The organism is Sphingomonas sp. (genome assembly GCF_965227385.1).
Lineage (GTDB): Bacteria > Pseudomonadota > Alphaproteobacteria > Sphingomonadales > Sphingomonadaceae > Sphingomonas.
The window spans coordinates 1,083,861-1,099,138 of sequence record NZ_OZ245750.1; the positions used below are offsets into that span (position 1 = coordinate 1,083,861).

At 67.7% G+C, this 15,278-nt stretch carries 17 protein-coding genes and 1 tRNA gene; 10 read left to right on the forward strand and 8 right to left on the reverse strand.

Annotated elements, in window-relative coordinates; translation table 11 throughout:
- Positions 1-15: 15 nt before the first annotated feature.
- Positions 16-1,056, reverse strand: a complete 1,041-nt coding sequence (locus ACO05N_RS05285; RefSeq protein ID WP_422056128.1) for a serine hydrolase domain-containing protein — start codon at positions 1,054-1,056, stop codon at positions 16-18.
- Positions 1,057-1,394: 338 nt separating this feature from the next.
- Positions 1,395-1,568, reverse strand: coding sequence for a DUF4169 family protein (locus ACO05N_RS05290; protein ID WP_422056129.1), 174 nt, complete (start codon positions 1,566-1,568; stop codon positions 1,395-1,397).
- A gap of 35 nt (positions 1,569-1,603) precedes the next feature.
- Between ACO05N_RS05290 and ssb the strand changes: the two genes are divergently transcribed.
- Positions 1,604-2,179: a single-stranded DNA-binding protein gene (gene ssb / locus ACO05N_RS05295; protein ID WP_422056130.1), complete on the forward strand. Its 576-nt coding sequence runs from the start codon at positions 1,604-1,606 to the stop codon at positions 2,177-2,179.
- Positions 2,180-2,256: 77 nt separating this feature from the next.
- Here the strand turns inward: ssb and ACO05N_RS05300 are convergent.
- Positions 2,257-2,343 (reverse strand) — tRNA-Leu (locus tag ACO05N_RS05300).
- A gap of 119 nt (positions 2,344-2,462) precedes the next feature.
- Between ACO05N_RS05300 and ACO05N_RS05305 the strand changes: the two genes are divergently transcribed.
- Positions 2,463-3,821 (forward strand): MATE family efflux transporter, encoded by a 1,359-nt coding sequence (locus tag ACO05N_RS05305; RefSeq protein WP_422056131.1) that lies wholly within the window; start codon positions 2,463-2,465, stop codon positions 3,819-3,821.
- On the opposite strand, the gene ACO05N_RS05310 is transcribed toward ACO05N_RS05305, so the two are convergent.
- On the reverse strand, positions 3,793-4,470 hold the full coding sequence (locus ACO05N_RS05310; protein ID WP_422056132.1) for a zinc-ribbon domain-containing protein: 678 nt from the start codon (positions 4,468-4,470) through the stop codon (positions 3,793-3,795). The genes ACO05N_RS05305 and ACO05N_RS05310 overlap by 29 nt on opposite strands.
- A 189-nt stretch (positions 4,471-4,659) precedes the next feature.
- Between ACO05N_RS05310 and ftsE the strand changes: the two genes are divergently transcribed.
- Genes ftsE through ACO05N_RS05330 form a run of 4 tightly spaced genes read left to right on the forward strand, consistent with a single transcriptional unit; the run spans position 4,660 to position 7,481 of the window.
- Positions 4,660-5,367, forward strand: a complete 708-nt coding sequence (gene ftsE, locus ACO05N_RS05315) for a cell division ATP-binding protein FtsE (RefSeq protein ID WP_294017561.1) — start codon at positions 4,660-4,662, stop codon at positions 5,365-5,367.
- Positions 5,367-6,254, forward strand: a complete 888-nt coding sequence (locus ACO05N_RS05320) for a cell division protein FtsX (RefSeq protein ID WP_422056133.1) — start codon at positions 5,367-5,369, stop codon at positions 6,252-6,254. The genes ftsE and ACO05N_RS05320 overlap by 1 nt, the downstream gene beginning before the upstream one ends.
- Complete coding sequence (locus ACO05N_RS05325) at positions 6,251-6,793, forward strand: YdcF family protein (protein WP_422056134.1); 543 nt, start codon at positions 6,251-6,253, stop codon at positions 6,791-6,793. Before ACO05N_RS05320 ends, ACO05N_RS05325 begins: the two co-directional genes overlap by 4 nt.
- Positions 6,786-7,481 (forward strand): lysophospholipid acyltransferase family protein, encoded by a 696-nt coding sequence (locus ACO05N_RS05330; protein WP_422056135.1) that lies wholly within the window; start codon positions 6,786-6,788, stop codon positions 7,479-7,481. The genes ACO05N_RS05325 and ACO05N_RS05330 overlap by 8 nt, the downstream gene beginning before the upstream one ends.
- A gap of 82 nt (positions 7,482-7,563) precedes the next feature.
- Here ACO05N_RS05330 and ACO05N_RS05335 read toward each other — a convergent pair whose 3' ends face one another.
- Positions 7,564-8,652, reverse strand: coding sequence for an alkene reductase (locus ACO05N_RS05335; RefSeq protein ID WP_422056136.1), 1,089 nt, complete (start codon positions 8,650-8,652; stop codon positions 7,564-7,566).
- 52 nt (positions 8,653-8,704) lie between these two features.
- Between ACO05N_RS05335 and ACO05N_RS05340 the strand changes: the two genes are divergently transcribed.
- Genes ACO05N_RS05340 through ACO05N_RS05355 form a run of 4 tightly spaced genes read left to right on the forward strand, consistent with a single transcriptional unit; the run spans position 8,705 to position 13,552 of the window.
- The gene (locus ACO05N_RS05340) at positions 8,705-9,640 is read left to right on the forward strand and encodes a DMT family transporter (RefSeq protein WP_422056137.1); all 936 of its coding nucleotides are present in this window, start codon (positions 8,705-8,707) and stop codon (positions 9,638-9,640) included.
- Between the two features lie 2 nt (positions 9,641-9,642).
- Positions 9,643-10,302, forward strand: a complete 660-nt coding sequence (locus ACO05N_RS05345; protein ID WP_422056138.1) for a COQ9 family protein — start codon at positions 9,643-9,645, stop codon at positions 10,300-10,302.
- A complete protein-coding gene (locus ACO05N_RS05350; protein ID WP_422056139.1) occupies positions 10,299-13,016 on the forward strand; it encodes an ATP-dependent DNA helicase in 2,718 nt (905 codons plus the stop codon). Before ACO05N_RS05345 ends, ACO05N_RS05350 begins: the two co-directional genes overlap by 4 nt.
- Positions 13,013-13,552, forward strand: a complete 540-nt coding sequence (locus ACO05N_RS05355) for a SixA phosphatase family protein (RefSeq protein ID WP_422056140.1) — start codon at positions 13,013-13,015, stop codon at positions 13,550-13,552. Before ACO05N_RS05350 ends, ACO05N_RS05355 begins: the two co-directional genes overlap by 4 nt.
- Here the strand turns inward: ACO05N_RS05355 and ACO05N_RS05360 are convergent, their stop codons facing one another.
- The 3 genes from ACO05N_RS05360 to ACO05N_RS05370 all read right to left on the reverse strand — a co-directional run bounded on the left by ACO05N_RS05360 (position 13,553) and on the right by ACO05N_RS05370 (position 15,267).
- Positions 13,553-13,882, reverse strand: a complete 330-nt coding sequence (locus ACO05N_RS05360) for a MerR family transcriptional regulator (protein ID WP_422056141.1) — start codon at positions 13,880-13,882, stop codon at positions 13,553-13,555. It lies immediately after the preceding gene.
- Between the two features lies 1 nt (position 13,883).
- Entirely contained in the window at positions 13,884-14,183 is a 300-nt protein-coding gene (locus ACO05N_RS05365) for an integration host factor subunit alpha (RefSeq protein WP_422056142.1), read from the reverse strand.
- Between the two features lie 115 nt (positions 14,184-14,298).
- Positions 14,299-15,267, reverse strand: coding sequence for a beta-ketoacyl-ACP synthase III (locus ACO05N_RS05370; protein ID WP_422058710.1), 969 nt, complete (start codon positions 15,265-15,267; stop codon positions 14,299-14,301).
- Positions 15,268-15,278: the final 11 nt, after the last annotated feature.

The following is a 15,278-nucleotide window of genomic DNA, read 5'->3' on the forward strand; positions in this document are numbered from 1 at the left end:
CGGACGCTTCGCCCGTCAGCTCATCTGGCCGCGCAGAAAGGCGATCAGCTTTGGATCGCTCCCGGTCCGTTCCAGGATGGGCAGGATGACCCGCCATCCATTGTCGCTGTTGGTCAGGATGACGATGCCATCGCCGCGCGCGCGATCGATCGCGGCAAAGGTGAAGGCGCCAGGATCCTTGCCCGTATGGAGCATCGTCGTGCCACCGGCAAAGCCAAGCAGCTGCCAGCCCAGCCCGAACCCGATCCACGGCGGACAGCTCGCCGCTTTCGCCCCACTACAGATTTCCGCAGTCAGGTCTGCCTGCGATCGGCTGCGTTCTGCGGCGATGGTCGCATCCAGCCCCCGATCGTTCCGCGCCGCGATCATGAAACGCGCATAATCGCGCGCCGTCGCATGGGCCAGGTCGGCGGCGTTATAGCGCGCGACCGGCTCGACCGGCAGCGGCGCGCCGTCCGCGTCATGCGGCGTGGCGATCGGTTGGGTCACGCCCTGTGCGGACACATAGCCCGTGGCGCGCATCCGCACCGGCGCGAACAACCAGCGCGCCGCCAGCGTCTCGAACGCCTGACCGGTGCGATGCTCGGCATAGCGCGCAGCATATTGATAGCCCTCTCCCGAATAGCGCGTTGCCGTGCCGGGATCGAAGTCGAAGGCAAGCCCGTTGGAATCGCGCCAGTTCGGGAATCCCGTGCGATGGCTCAGCGCCATGCGGACCGTCAGCTTCATCCGCCGCGGATCGCGCGCCAGATCGGGGTCGCTCCAATAGCGGTCGATCGGCGCATCGAGCGACAATTGCCCGGCCGATACCAGCCGCAGAATGACCTCCGCCGTCAGCGGCTTGGTCAGCGACGCCAGATTATAGGGCGTGGCGACGCTCGCCGCCCGCCCCGGGCCCGCCATCCCCCAAGCCGCCGTCGCGACGATCCGGCCCTTGCGGATCAGCGCCACCGACGCGCTCTCCACCCGCTGTTCGCGCAGCGTCGCGGTCATATCCGGCAGCGCTGGGTTGGTCTTCGCCTCGGCCATCGGCGCGCACGCCAGGGCCGCGATCATGCCGCCGACGGCGAGCGCTCGCGGGGGAACTCGTGTGTTAGTCATATACAACAGCTAGCGGAACGGGGGTACGACATCAACCGTCTGATCGTCCCTCCCGCCCATTCTGTGCGGCGCACGGGCTGCGGCATACTCCTCCACCGGTGCTTCGTCACGCAGCTGTGATCGGCTGCAGGCCAATCAAGGTCATTCCTACACGTGCAAATTCTGCTTCTGTTCCCCAATGTGCCCGCGACTCGCCATTTTCGGTGCCATTCCGGCATAACGGTCACGCGACACCCGCCGCGGCGTTTGCGATGGTGTAAAGTGAGTGTAAACTTCCGCGTCCGGCGACGGATTCAATCGCGCTGCGACTGGTCCAATGTGCGCGCAAATCGCGCTTTCTCGGCGGTGTCACGTGCCTTTTCGGCCTTGGTGCGCCCGAATTTGGCGCGGTTCTCCACAGCCTTTGCGGCGGCCTGCGCCTTCGCGCGTGCCTTTCGCGCCTTGTTGAGGTTAAGGATATCGGCCATTCGTCCCTCGATATCGAATTAGCAGTGGAGTTTCCATGGCGGGCAGCGTCAACAAGGTCATCCTGGTCGGTAATCTCGGGCGCGATCCCGAAAGCCGGTCCTTTTCCAACGGCGGCAAGGTCGTGAACCTGCGCATCGCGACCAGCGAAAGCTGGAAGGACCGCAACAGCGGCGAGCGCAAGGAGCGGACCGAGTGGCACAGCGTCGCGATCTTCAGCGAAGGTCTGGCGAATGTCGCCGAACGCTATCTGCGCAAGGGCTCGAAGGTGTATCTCGAGGGCCAGCTGCAGACTCGCAAATGGCAGGATCAGCAGGGCCAGGACCGCTATTCGACCGAAGTGGTGCTGCAGGGCTTCGACGCCAAGCTGGTAATGCTCGACGGTCCCGGCGGCGGTCAGGGCGGTGGCATGGGCGGCGGCGGTGGTCGCGGCGCGGATGACTGGGGCGGCGGCGATGACGCGTTCGCGGGCCAGTCGAGCAATCGCGGCGGCGGCGGCTTCGGCGGTGGTAGCGGTGGCGGCTATGGCGGCGGCAACCGTGGTGGCGGCAGCAGCGGCGGCAACGCCGGCGGCGGCTTCCCCGACGATCTCGACGACGACGTGCCGTTCTGAGGTGACGCATGGCGCGCGGCACATGTCGCGCGCCAGCGGCCCCTTAAGGGGTTAATTTAGTTAGATTTTTCAAGAAATGGTGCGGTCGAGAAGACTCGAACTTCCACGGCCTTTCGGCCACAACGACCTCAACGTTGCGCGTCTACCAGTTCCGCCACGACCGCACTGATTTCGCCCACCCGATGAACCGGGTGGCTGGTAAGGCAGCGGCCCCTAGCAAAGCGCCGGGGGGCATGCAACCTCCCTTTTGTCCGCGCCACTCTGCGGCTAAGGCGACCGCCCCATGACACTGACCCTCGAAACCCGCGCGGAGATTCGCCGCATCCTCGCGCTGGCCTGGCCGGTGGTGCTGACCGGCCTCAACTGGACGATCCTGCACGTCACCGACGTCATCGTCGTCGGCCTCGTCAGCACGCATGAGGTGGCGGCATTGGGCGCGAGTCGGACACTGACCTTCATCGGCATCGTCGTCGCGCTGGGCTGGCTCACCGGCGTCCTCGTCTTCTCCTCCCGCGCCGATGGGGCCAAGGACCTGCCCGCCACCGGCGCGGTTCTGCGGCAGGGGCTGGTCCTCGGCGGCATCCTCGGCCTGATCAGCGGCGCGCTGCTGTTCGTCTTTGCGCTCCCGATGCTCCGCGGCGTCGGCGTCGATCCCGGCATCGCCCCCGATGCGGCGCGCGTCGTGCAGACCATGGCGCTCGCCTATCCGTTTCAGCTGGTCATCGTCGCGGCGAGTTTCTTCCTCGAAGGCGTCAGCCGCCCGCGCCGGGTGATGGCGGTCAACCTCTCGATCCTGCCCCTCAACGCGGTACTCGCCTGGATCCTCGCCACCGGCCAGTTCGGCCTTCCGCAATTCGGCGCAGTCGGCGCGGCGAGCGCGACCGTCATCGCGACCATCGTCGGCGCGGTCGCCATGACCGCCGCCGCGCTCACCCTGCCCCGCGCGAAGGAGCGCGGCGTGCGCGACTGGAGCGACATCGGCACGCCGGTGATGTGGCGTGGCGTCGGTCGGCTGATCGCCTTCGGCGCGGTGCCCGCAGTCGCGTCGGGGCTGGAGCTTGCGGGTTTTTCGATCCTGATCGCGTTGTCGACCCAGCTCGGCGAATCGGTCACGCACGCCTTTCAGATCGTGTTCTCGGTCCACAACGTCACCTTCGCCTTCGCGCTCGGCCTGGGTTCGGCAGCAGGCGTGCGCGCGGGTAACGCGGTGGGGGAAGGGGTTCCGGCACAGGCCGGGCCGCGCACCGGCATCGCCGCGATCCTCGCCGCGCTGATCCTCGGCCTGCTCGCGCTGCCGCTGACCTTCACGCCGGTCCTGATCGTATCGGGCTTCCCTGCTTCGGCCGAGGTCGCGACGCTCGCCGCGCTGATGCTGGCGGTGTGGGCGCCGTTCATCCTGTTCGACGGGCTGCAGGTCGTGTTCGTCTACGCGCTGCGCTCGCTCGGCGATCAGGTCGTCGCCGGCCTCAACGGCATCCTCGCTTTCTTCCTGCTCACCGGCGCGATCGGACTATGGACCGTCCAGCACGGCTGGGGCCCGATGGGGCTGGTCTATGCTTCGGGCAGCGGGATGATCGCCGCCGCCCTGCTCAACGGCGGGCGGCTCTGGTGGGTTATTCGCCGCCTTCGCCGGAAAAGCTGAACTGGATCGTCTTGCCGGTCTGCGGCACGTCCAGCTTGCCGCTGTTGAAGTCGAGGCTGCCCCCGGCGGGAAGGGTGCGGGGGTCCGGGGTGATGGTCCAGCTGTAGACAATCGTGTTGTTCACGTCGCGCAGCTCGGCCAGGATATTGGGGACGCGCTGCGTCTCCTTGGTCGGATTCATCACCTGCCCGCTGACCACGAACAGCTCGCCGCCATTGAGGCGCGGCTTGCGCTCGACCGACTGGGCGGTGAAGATCAACGGGGTCTGCGCCGCCCCGATCGGCAGGCCCAGCTGAGCGGCAAGGCCGGGCGCACCGGTCCAGATGATCGCGACCGCGCCCAAAGTCATCGACAGCCCGGCGATCGCCGCCGCGGCAGTCCAGCGCTTTTCGGGATTGCGGCGGGGCTTGAACGGCGGCTCGTGCGCGAACGGATCATAGTCGCGCGGCTTGTCCTCGGGCGGCTGCGAATAGGCGTCTGCGCGCACCAGATCGGGTGCCGGGGTCGGCGCCGGGCTGCCCGCCGTGGCGAGCGGGGCCTGGAACCAGCTATGCTTGCAACTGGCGCAACGGACCGTCCGTCCCTCGGCACCGATGGCGGTGTCGGGAACCAGATAGCGTGTTCGGCAATCGGGACATTCAAGGATCATGGCGGCACGCGTTGCTAGGCGGCCCTGGCTAACCAAAACGGGGCAAGGCCGGTCCCGAATCTAAACACCCGCCGCGCGCGAATGGCAAGGCCCCAGTAGCCCCAGCCCCTCGCCCGGCTTGAGCGCACCCGATGGCTGTGCGATGGCTGCGCGCGAGGCAGAAGGATCAGGAGCGGCCCGCGCCGGCACATGGCCAATATCGTTCAGTTTGAGAATGTCGGCCTGCGCTATGGCACTGGTGCGGAAACGTTGAGCGACGTCAGCTTCACGCTCAGCGCGGGTGCCTTTTACTTCCTGACCGGCGCATCCGGCGCGGGCAAGACCTCGCTGCTCAAATTGCTCTACCTTGCGCAGCGGCCAACGCGCGGCGTGGTGCGGCTGTTCGGCGAGGATGCCGGCGCGCTGCCGCGTCGCCGTCTGCCTGGATTCCGTCGCCGCATCGGCGTGGTGTTCCAGGACTTCCGCCTGCTCCCGCATCTTTCGGCCTATGACAATATCGCGCTGCCCCTGCGTGTCGCCGGAATGCCGGAGGGGGAGATCGAGGCGCCGGTGCGCGAAATGCTCGCCTGGGTCGGCCTCACCGACCGTGGCACGGCAAAGCCGCCGACACTGTCCGGCGGTGAACAGCAGCGCATCGCCATCGCTCGCGCCGTCATCACCCGTCCCGAAATGCTGGTCGCGGACGAGCCGACCGGGAACGTCGATCCCGACATGGCGGAACGGCTGCTGCATCTGTTCGATTCGCTCAACCGGCTCGGCACGACGGTCGTCGTGGCGACGCACGATTTTCACCTGCTCAACCGCATTCCCAATGCACGGATGATGCGGATCGAGAAGGGGCGCCTTCTCGACCCCACCGGCGCGCTGCGCTTTCCGCCCGACCGGGGGAACGCATAATGCGGATCGGGCGGGCACGGCCGCATCATCGCTGGCTCGACGATGGCCAGCGCACGCGTGCGATGCTGTGGATCATGGCGATCATGCTGTTCCTGACCGTGCTCGCCGGCGCGCTGGGCTTCGGCATGGCCGGGGCCGGGCGCTCGCTCGATCGCCAGCTTGCCGGGCGGCTGACGGTCCAGCTGATCGAGGTCGATGCGGCGCGGCGCGATGCCAATGCCGGCATGCTGGTTGACCGCCTGCGTGCGACTCCGGGCGTGAAACGGGTGGTCGAGGTCGACCGCGCCCGGCTGGCCGAGCTGCTGCGCCCGTGGCTGGGCGATGCCGGGCTGGATGCCGAACTGCCGATGCCGGCGATGATCGATGTCGATTTGACGAGCGGCGATCCGGCGTTGATCGCGCGCGTGCGGCAGACCGCGCTCGCGGTATCCCCCGCAGCGCGGGTGGATCAGCACGCGCAATGGCTGTCGCCCGTGGCGGGCTTCATCACGACCCTGACTTGGGCTGCGGCGGGGCTGGTGCTGTTGATGGCGACCGCGACGGCGGCAGTGGTGCTGCTCGCAGCGCGCGCGGGGCTCGACACGCATCGCGACACGATCGCGGTGCTGCACATGCTGGGCTCCACCGATACCCAGGTCGCGCGCCTGTTCCAGCGGCGGATCGCACTCGACACGCTGTTCGGCGGCATTCTCGGCACGGCGGCGGCGCTGGGTGCAGTGTGGCTGCTCGGGCGGCAGACGGCGGAGCTGGGTTCCGAACTGCTCGGCAGCATCGCGCTCGCCGATGCCGATTGGGTGCTGCTCGCGCTGGTGCCCTTGATCTTTGCGCTGCTCGCGATGGGCGCAGCGCGGGTCGCGGTGTTGCGCACGCTGGGGCGCACGCTGTGATCTGGCGCATTCCGCTGTTGCTGGTGCTGGCCTGGGCGCTTGGCTTTGGCCTGTTCATGCTTTCGCTTGGCAAGCCGCTCGACCCCGGGGTCCGGACCGATGCCATCGTGGTTCCGACCGGTGGGCCGGGGCGGATCGATCGCGGGATCGCGCTGATTCAGGCGAAATCGGCCAAGCGCATGCTGATCACCGGCACCGACCCGACCGTGCGCCCGATCGAGCTGGCAGTCGAATATCGGACCTCGCCACGGCTGTTCCGCTGCTGCATCGACCTGGGGCATGAGGCGGTCGATACGCGCTCCAACGCCGACGAGACCGCCGCCTGGGTCGCGCAGCATGGTTACAAGTCGATCCGGCTGGTCACTGCCGACTGGCATGTTCCGCGCGCAAAGCTGGAGCTTGCCAACGCGCTCGGTCCCGATGTCGAGATTCGCGGCGACGGCGTCCGCACCACGCCGAGCTGGTCGATGCTGTTGCGCGAATATCACAAATATCTGGTCCGCCGCTTCGCGCTGCTGTTCGGGATCGGCAATGGCTGACCGCATCCGCACGCTGATCTTCGCGATCATCTTTTACGGCCTGTCGGTGCCGATCGTGCTCGCCGCTCCGCTCGTGGCGCTGTTCGGCACCCAGCGGATCCGCAGCTATTCGATGGCATGGGCCGGGCTGGGACTGCTGCTCGCCCACCAGATTCTGGGCATTCGGGTCGCGGTCGAGGGGCGTCGGGCCGAAGGACCCGCGCTCTACGCGGTCAAGCATCAGGCGATGTATGAAACGCTTGCGATGGCGGCGATGCTCGACGGGCCTGCGATCGTGATGAAGCAGGAACTGGCGCGCATCCCGGTGTGGGGTTGGGTCGCGCGCCGCTATGGCGTCATCGTCATCGACCGTGCGGGATCCGCCAAGGCGCTGCGCGCCATGATGAAGGAAGCGCGCGCCGCGGTGGCAGAGGGACGGTCGGTAGTGATCTTTCCCGAGGGCACGCGCACCCCGCCGGGTGAAACGCCGCCCCTGCGGTCGGGCTTTGCCGGCCTCTACCGTGCCATCGGACTGCCTGTGGTGCCCGTCGCCTGCGAAACGGGGAAGGTCTGGCCGCGAAAGGGCCCCAAACGCCCCGGCCTGGTCACCTTCCGCTATGGCGACCCGCTTCCCCCGGGGATGCTGCGTGCGGAGATCGAGGCGGCGGTACATCGCGGCATCAATGCGTTCGAACCCGCCCGGCTCTAGCCGGTCCGCCGGGGATCCCGGCCCATGGCTCCGGGCGGGGACGCATCGCTGACATTCAGCGCTGGTCCCCGGCTCCGTCCGGTCAAGCGTCCTGCGTCGCCAGCGCGGGGTAATCGATATACCCCTCCGGTCCCTGGCTGTACCAGGTTGCCATATTGCCCTCATTCAGCGGTGCCCCGGTGCGCAGCCGTGCGGGCAGGTCCGGATTGGCAAGGAAGGTTCGGCCAAAGCTCACCGCGTCTGCAACCCCGCTGTCTAGCGCGGCCTGTGCCTGTTCGCGGGTCACATAGTCCGAATTGACCACCAGCGGCCCCTCGAACACCGAGCGGATCGCCGGGCTGAGCTTCGGCACGTCGGTGCGACCGAACGTACCCTCCGGCCCCGGCTCGCGCAGTTCGAGGAATGCGATGCCCAGCTCCGACAGGCGCTTGGCGGCGGGCAGGAACAGCGCGTGCGGGTCGCTGTCATCGACCCCCTGGCTCGCGCCATTGGGCGACAGCCGCACGCCGGTGCGGTCGGCACCTGCGGCCGCGACGACGCGTTCGGCGACCTGGCTCAGCAGCCGGATGCGGTTCTCGACGCTTCCGCCATACATGTCGGTCCGCAGGTTCGCACCGTCGCGCAGGAACTGGTCGATCAGATAGCCATTGGCAGCATGGATCTGCACACCATCGAACCCGGCCTTGAGCGCATGTTCGGTCGCGCGGGCGTAATCGTCGAGGATGCCGGGAATTTCCGCGATGTCGAGTGCGCGCGCCTGCTCATAGGGCTGGCGACCCTCATAGGTGTGGACATGGCCCTGGGTCTGCGTCGCCGACGCCGAAACCGGCTGCTCCCCGATCACCGAGCTATGGACCTGCCGTCCCATGTGCCACAGCTGGGCGACGATCCGCCCGCCTGCGGCGTGCACCGCATCCGTCACCGGCTTCCAGCCCTCGGCCTGTGCTTCGGTCCACAGCCCCGGTGCGAACGGCCAGCCCAGACCCTGACGGCTGATTCCGGTCGCCTCGGAAATGATCAGCCCGGCCGAAGCGCGCTGCGCATAATAGTCGGCCATAATCGCGGTCGGCACACCGTCGCGCCCGGCGCGACCGCGGGTCAGCGGGGCCATCAGTACGCGATTGGGCGCTTCGATGGCACCAAGGCGGATCGGGTCAAACAGGTCGGGCATGCGGGTCTCCAAATCAGTTGCGTTGCACAAGAGTTAAGGCGCTAAGGGCGACATGCACGACTCCACCCCGCCAAGAAAAGTTGCATCGGTAACAAGCAGCGCTGCGTTGCCCTTCGCCGCGCTGCTGCTCGGCAATCTCGCGCTCGCCTTCGGGCCATGGTTCGTGCGCGCCGCCGATGTGGGGCCGGTGGCGGCGGGGTTCTGGCGGCTGACCCTTGGCGTGCCGTTCCTGTTCGCGATCATCCTCATGAGCCGCGGCAACCCGGTTCAGGGAACGCGCGGCCTGTGGGGCATCCTGCTGTTGTCAGGCATCGCCTTTGCCGCCGATCTTGCCTCCTGGCATGTCGGCATCCTGCATACGACGCTCGCCAATTCCACCCTGTTCGGCAATTCGGCGACGCTGATGTATCCGATCTGGGGATTCCTCGTCGCCCGGGCGTGGCCGACCCGGCAACAGGGCCTGGCGCTCGCGCTCGCCGCGATCGGTGCCGGGCTGCTGCTCGGCCGTTCCTACGAATTGTCGCCGCAGAACCTGTTCGGTGATCTGCTGTGCCTGCTCGCGGGTGCCCTCTATACGGTCTATTTCATCCTGATGGCGCGCGCCCGCGCAGCGATGGCGCCGCTTCCCGCACTCGCCTGGTCCAGCCTGTTCGGAACCCTGCCGCTCCTGGTGTCCGCCTGGGCGCTGGGCGAGCAGGTGTGGCCCCAGAATTGGGGGGTATTGATTGGCCTCGCGCTCGCCAGCCAGGTCGTTGGACAGGGACTGATGATCTACGCGCTCGGCCATTTGTCGCCGCTGGTCGTCGGCATCGCCTTGCTGACCCAGCCGGTCGTCGCAGGAACCGTCGGCTGGATCGTCTATGACGAGCGGCTGGGTGTGCCCGATTTTGTGGGAGCGGCGTTGGTCGCGGTTGCTCTCGTTCTCGTTCGGCGCGGCAAAAGCCCGCCGGGACAGGTTGCGTCGAGCGAGGCAGAGGCTAAAACGTGAACATGACCAATGTCGCCGACATGACGCTCGACGAGCTGCGCGAAGCACTTGCCCCGCATCTCGCGCCCAATGCCGCCTTTGACGGATGGAGCGCGGCGGCCATTACCGCTGCTGCGGATGCGATCGGGGCGGATCACGACATCGCCCGGCTCGCCATCCCCGCCCGACCGGTGGAGATGATCGATTTGTGGTTCGCGCATGTAGACCGCGAAATGGCCCGCCGGCTGCCGCCCGAAATACTTACGCCGATGAAGATCCGCGCAAAGATCACCGGGCTGGTCGAGGCGCGGCTCGATATCCTCGCCCCGGATCGCGAGGCACTGCGCCGCGCGGTCGCGATCCTCGCCATGCCGCAGAATGCGGCGCGCGCGACCCGGCTCGGCTGGCGCTCGGCCGATACGATGTGGCGGCTCGCCGGCGATACCGCGACCGATTACAACCATTATACCAAGCGCGCGATGCTCGCCGGCATCTATGCCGCGACGATCGCCGTGTTCCTCAATGATGAAACGGAGGGTCAGCTCGAAACCCGCGCCTTCCTGTCGCGCCGGATCGAAAACATCATGCAGTTCGAAAAGGCCAAGGCAAAGCTGTCCGCGCGCTCCGATCATCGCTTCAGCATGTCGCGCTTCATCGGTCGACTGCGCTACAACGCGCGGTGAACCCGCTTCCCTACCCGGCACTCTACGCGAGCCATGGTGGCGTCTGGATCGCGACCGGGGAGGGCACACGCAGTGTCGGGCGGGGGGAGGCGGTGCGCCTCGCGGCCGATACGCCCCTCATCCTGCTCAATGCGCCGCTGACGGCACAGCGTCTGGGCTATCCCGATCTGTCCGGGCTCGATCTGCTCGAGCTGTTCGCGTTTCTGCGCCCGGCCCGGTTCATGGTGCCGACCCCGCGCGGCGTGGCACGCATACTCGGCATCGCCGAGCCCGCTAACGATGCCGCGGTCGCCCCGTTCCTGCGTGCTGCGGCCGAAGCGATGCTGGCGATCGCAGAGGCGGACTGGCCGGAACGGGAGGGCGCATGGCACGCCGCCCAGTCGCTGGCTAGATTGCGCTGGAGCTGGGCGCCGGCGGTTTCGCAGCGCCTGTCACGCCCCGAAAAGGCCGAGCGCTGGCTATTTTCGCGCTTGCCGGAGTGGAGCGAGGCTGCGCCGCGCACGCCACCGCGCACCGTGACGCTGGATACCGACGCGGTGCGCGACCGGCTGGCGTCGCTGACCGGATCGGGCGCAGAGGTGCGCCCGGGCCAGCGCCTCTACGCCGAAGCCGCCGCCAGCGCGTTCGCGCCCCGCACGATGCGCGATTCGCCCAATCTGGTGCTGGCCGAGGCCGGGACGGGGATTGGCAAAACCTTGGGCTATCTCGCGCCGGCCTCGCTCTGGGCACAGCAGGCCGATGGCGTCGTGTGGATCTCCACCTTCACCAAGGCGCTGCAACGCCAGCTGGGGCATGAAGGCGAGCGGCTGTTCGACGATCCGGCAGAGCGCAAACGCCGCATTGTGACGCGCAAGGGTCGCGAGAATTATCTTTGCCTGCTCAATCTGGAAGATGCGCTGCAGGGAGGGTTTGCGGGCCGTGCGGCAATTCTCGCCCAACTGGTCGCGCGCTGGGCCGCCTATACCGCCGACGGCGACATGGTCGGCGGCGATTTGCCCGGCTGGCTCCCGGTGCTGTTCCGCCGCAACGGATCGACCGCGCTGACCGATCGGCGCGGCGAGTGCGTTTATGCCGGCTGCCCGCATTACCGCAAATGCTTCATCGAGCGCGCGGCGCGGGCGAGCGCGGACGCCGATATCGTCATCGCAAACCATGCGCTGGTGATGGTCAACGCCGCGCGCGGCCGCGAAGCGACCACCCGACCGACCCGCTATGTCTTTGACGAGGGCCACCATCTGTTCGACGCCGCCGACGCGATGTTCGGCGTCGCGCTGTCGGGGCAGGAAACGATCGAGCTGCGCCGCTGGATCACCGGTCCTGAGGGGACCTCGCGCGGACGGCGGCGGGGGCTGGCGGCGCGGCTTTCCGACGTTGCCAGCTATGATGATGCCGGCGCGCGCGCGATCAGCGAAGCGGTGGACGCCGCGCGCGCACTGCCGTCCGACGGCTGGCTTCAACGCCTTGCCGAGGGGCAGCCATTCGGGGCGATCGAGCAGCTTCTCGCCGCCGTGCGCGGCCTCGTCTATGCCCGCGACACCGCCGGACCGGGCGAGGCGGGCTATGGCATCGAGACCGAGCTCGAACCCGATGCGCCGCTGATCGACGCCATTCCGCCCGCCGCCGCCGCGCTGGAATCGTTGCTGCGTCCGATGATGGCGCTCGGACGGCGGCTTGAGGCGGTGCTCGACGAGGCGCCCGACTGGATGGACGGGCAAGCGCGCGCCCGGATCGAGGGGGCGATCGCTTCCCTGGGCTGGCGCGCGGAGACGGTGGCGGCCTGGCTATCGCTCGTGGTGCGGATCGGCGGCCCCGCCACCGTCGACTTTGTCGACTGGCTCGCCGTCGAACGCATCGAAGGCCGCGAAATCGACATCGCCATCCACCGCCGCTGGCTCGACCCGACCAAGCCGTTCGCCGAAACGGTATTGAAGCCGGCGCACGGTGCGCTGGTCACCTCGGCAACGTTGCGCGCGGGCGGGGACTGGGACGTTGCCGAACAGCGCAGCGGCGCCCAGCATCTCACGCATCCGGCGCAGCGGTTCGAAGCCGCCTCGCCCTTCGACTATCCGCGCCAGGCGGAGGTGCTGATCGTCACCGACATCAAGCGCGGCGACATGGGCGCGCTTGCCGCTGCCTATGCCCGGCTGATCGTGGCCGCACAGGGCGGGACTTTGGGACTGTTCACCGCGATCCGCCGACTGCGCGCGGTCCATACCCGCATCGCGGACCGGCTTGCGCGGGAGGGGCTGCCGCTCTACGCCCAACATGTCGATCCGATCGATACCGGCACGCTGGTCGACATCTTCCGCGACGATCCGCGCGCTTCGCTGATCGGCACCGATGCGTTGCGCGACGGAGTCGATGTTCCCGGCCACTCGCTCCGGCTGGTGGTGATGGAGGGCGTGCCCTGGCCCAAGCCGAGCGTGTTGCACGCCGCACGCCGATTGGCCCATGGCGGAAGTGCGTATGACGACCGCATCGTCCGCGCGCGACTGGCGCAGGCATTCGGTCGACTGATCCGCCGTGCCGATGATTCGGGCGCGTTCGTGCTCCTCTCCGCCGCCATGCCTTCGCGCTTGCTCGATGCTTTTCCGCCCGGCACCCCGGTGGTGCGGCTGACGCTCGACGCGGCGGTCGAGCGCGTGCAGCGTCTTTCCTCCGTCGCATCGCTCGGGCAGAAGGCGCAGGAAACCGCCGATCGGGAGGGCCGATGAAGACGTTGACGGTGCTGCGCCACGCCAAGTCGAGCTGGGACGATGCGGTCGCACGCGATTTCGACCGGCCGCTCAACGCCCGCGGGCAGCGCGCGGCTGTCACCGTCGGCCGGCACATGCGCGGCGATGGGCTGACGTTCGACCATGTCGTCGCCTCGCCCGCCGTGCGGATCGTCGAGACGGTCGAACAGATCGAGACCGGCTATGGCAGCGCACTCGCCCCGGCATGGGATCGGCGGATCTATCTGGCCTCGGCCTCGACGCTGCTCGACGTGATCCACGAATTGCCCGACGGCGCCGACAGCGCCTTGCTGATCGGCCACAATCCGGGACTGGAGGATCTGGTCCTGATGCTGGTCCCTGACCGGCTCGGGGACCAGCTGCGCGATTCGGTCGAGGAGAAATTTCCGACTGCCGCGCTGGCGGTAATCACCTTTGACACCAGCGACTGGGCCGCGATCCGCTCCGATACTGGGACGCTGGTACGTTTCGTGCGCCCGCGCGACCTCGACCCCGCGCTTGGGCCCGAGCAGTAATCAACCGTCCTCGGTCAGCGCCCCCTGAAGCGAATCACGCAGCGCACGCAGCGAATCGGTCCGTCCGCGCCGTGCGCCGCGCTCCGCATCGAGCAGCCGCTGCACGCCCCGGATCGAGTAGCCCTCACGGCTGAGCAGCGCATCGATGCGACGCACCAGCGCCACATCGTCGGGGCGATAATAGCGGCGCCCCCCCGCACGCTGCAGCGGGCGGAGTTGGGTAAATCGCGTTTCCCAATATCTCAAAATATGCTGAGGGCGCCCGATTTCCTGCGCAAGCTCACCGATCGTCCGGAAGGCTTCGGGACCCTTGTCCGGACCGGCCGCCATGTCATCCCCCGCTGACGATCCGGTCGCGCAGCATCTGGCTGGCCCGGAAGGTCAATACCCGGCGCGGTGCGATCGGCACCTCGACCCCGGTCTTGGGATTGCGTCCGATCCGCTCGCCCTTGTCGCGCAGTACGAAGCTGCCGAAGCCCGAAATCTTGACATTCTCGCCATTGGCGAGCGCTTCGCACATATGGCCGAGGATTTGCTCGACCAGTCGGGCGGCGTCGGCACGCGACAGGCCGACGTCGCGGTGCAGCGCGTCGGCGAGATCGGCCCTGGTCAACGTTGCGGCGGTTGCCATTCTTAACCCTCCTGCCCCGTCTTGTTACCGTAACACATTGAGGGACGGGTGCAACCATCGTTGCGCCAACGTTACGATAACGTAGTATTACGGTACGGGGTGATTACCCGACGCTCTAAAAGCGTACGACCGCCGCGCCCCAGGTAAAGCCGCCGCCCATCGCCTCGAGCACCAGCAGGTCGCCCAGCTTGATCCGTCCGTCGCGCACCGCGGTGTCGAGCGCCAGCGGTACCGAAGCGGCGGACGTGTTGGCGTGCTGATCGACCGTCACCACAACTTTTTCGGGCGCAAGACCGAGCTTCTTGGCGGTCGCATCGAGAATGCGGGCGTTCGCCTGATGCGGCACGACCCAATCGACATCCTCCGGCCCCAGTCCGGCTGCCGCAAGACCTTCATTCATCACCGCGGCAAGATTGACCACCGCGTGGCGGAACACTTCCTTGCCCTTCATCCGCAGCTTGCCCACCGTGCCGGTGGTCGACGGACCGCCATCGACATAGAGCAGCTGATTGTGCCGTCCATCGGCGTGCAACTTGGTCGCGAGCACGCCGCGACCGCCCTCGACCGCCGTCTCCTGCGCCTCCATCACGATCGCGCCGGCGCCGTCGCCGAACAGGACACAGGTTGTACGGTCTTCCCAGTCGAGGATTCGGCTGAACGTTTCCGCCCCGATGACTAGCGCACGATGGGCGCTGCCCGCACGGATCATGCTTTCCGCGACCTGCACCGCATAGAGAAAGCCCGAGCATACCGCTGCCACGTCGAATGCGACGCAATCGTCGATGCCCAGCGCCGCCTGAACGCGCGTTGCGCTGGCCGGAAAGGTCTGGTCCGGCGTCGCCGTCGCCAGCACGATCAGGTCGACCGACTGCGCGTCGATCCCGGCTGCGGTCAGCGCCGCCCGCGCTGCATCGGTCGCGAGCGTTGCGGTGGTTTCGTCTTCGCCGGCAATGTAACGAAAGCGGATGCCGGTGCGTTCGACTATCCATTCGTCGGAAGTGTCGATCTGCGCGGCCAGCTCGGCATTGGCAACCCGGCGGCGCGGCAGCGCCGATCCGGTTCCGGTAATCACTGCACGCCGCATGGTTGCTGCGG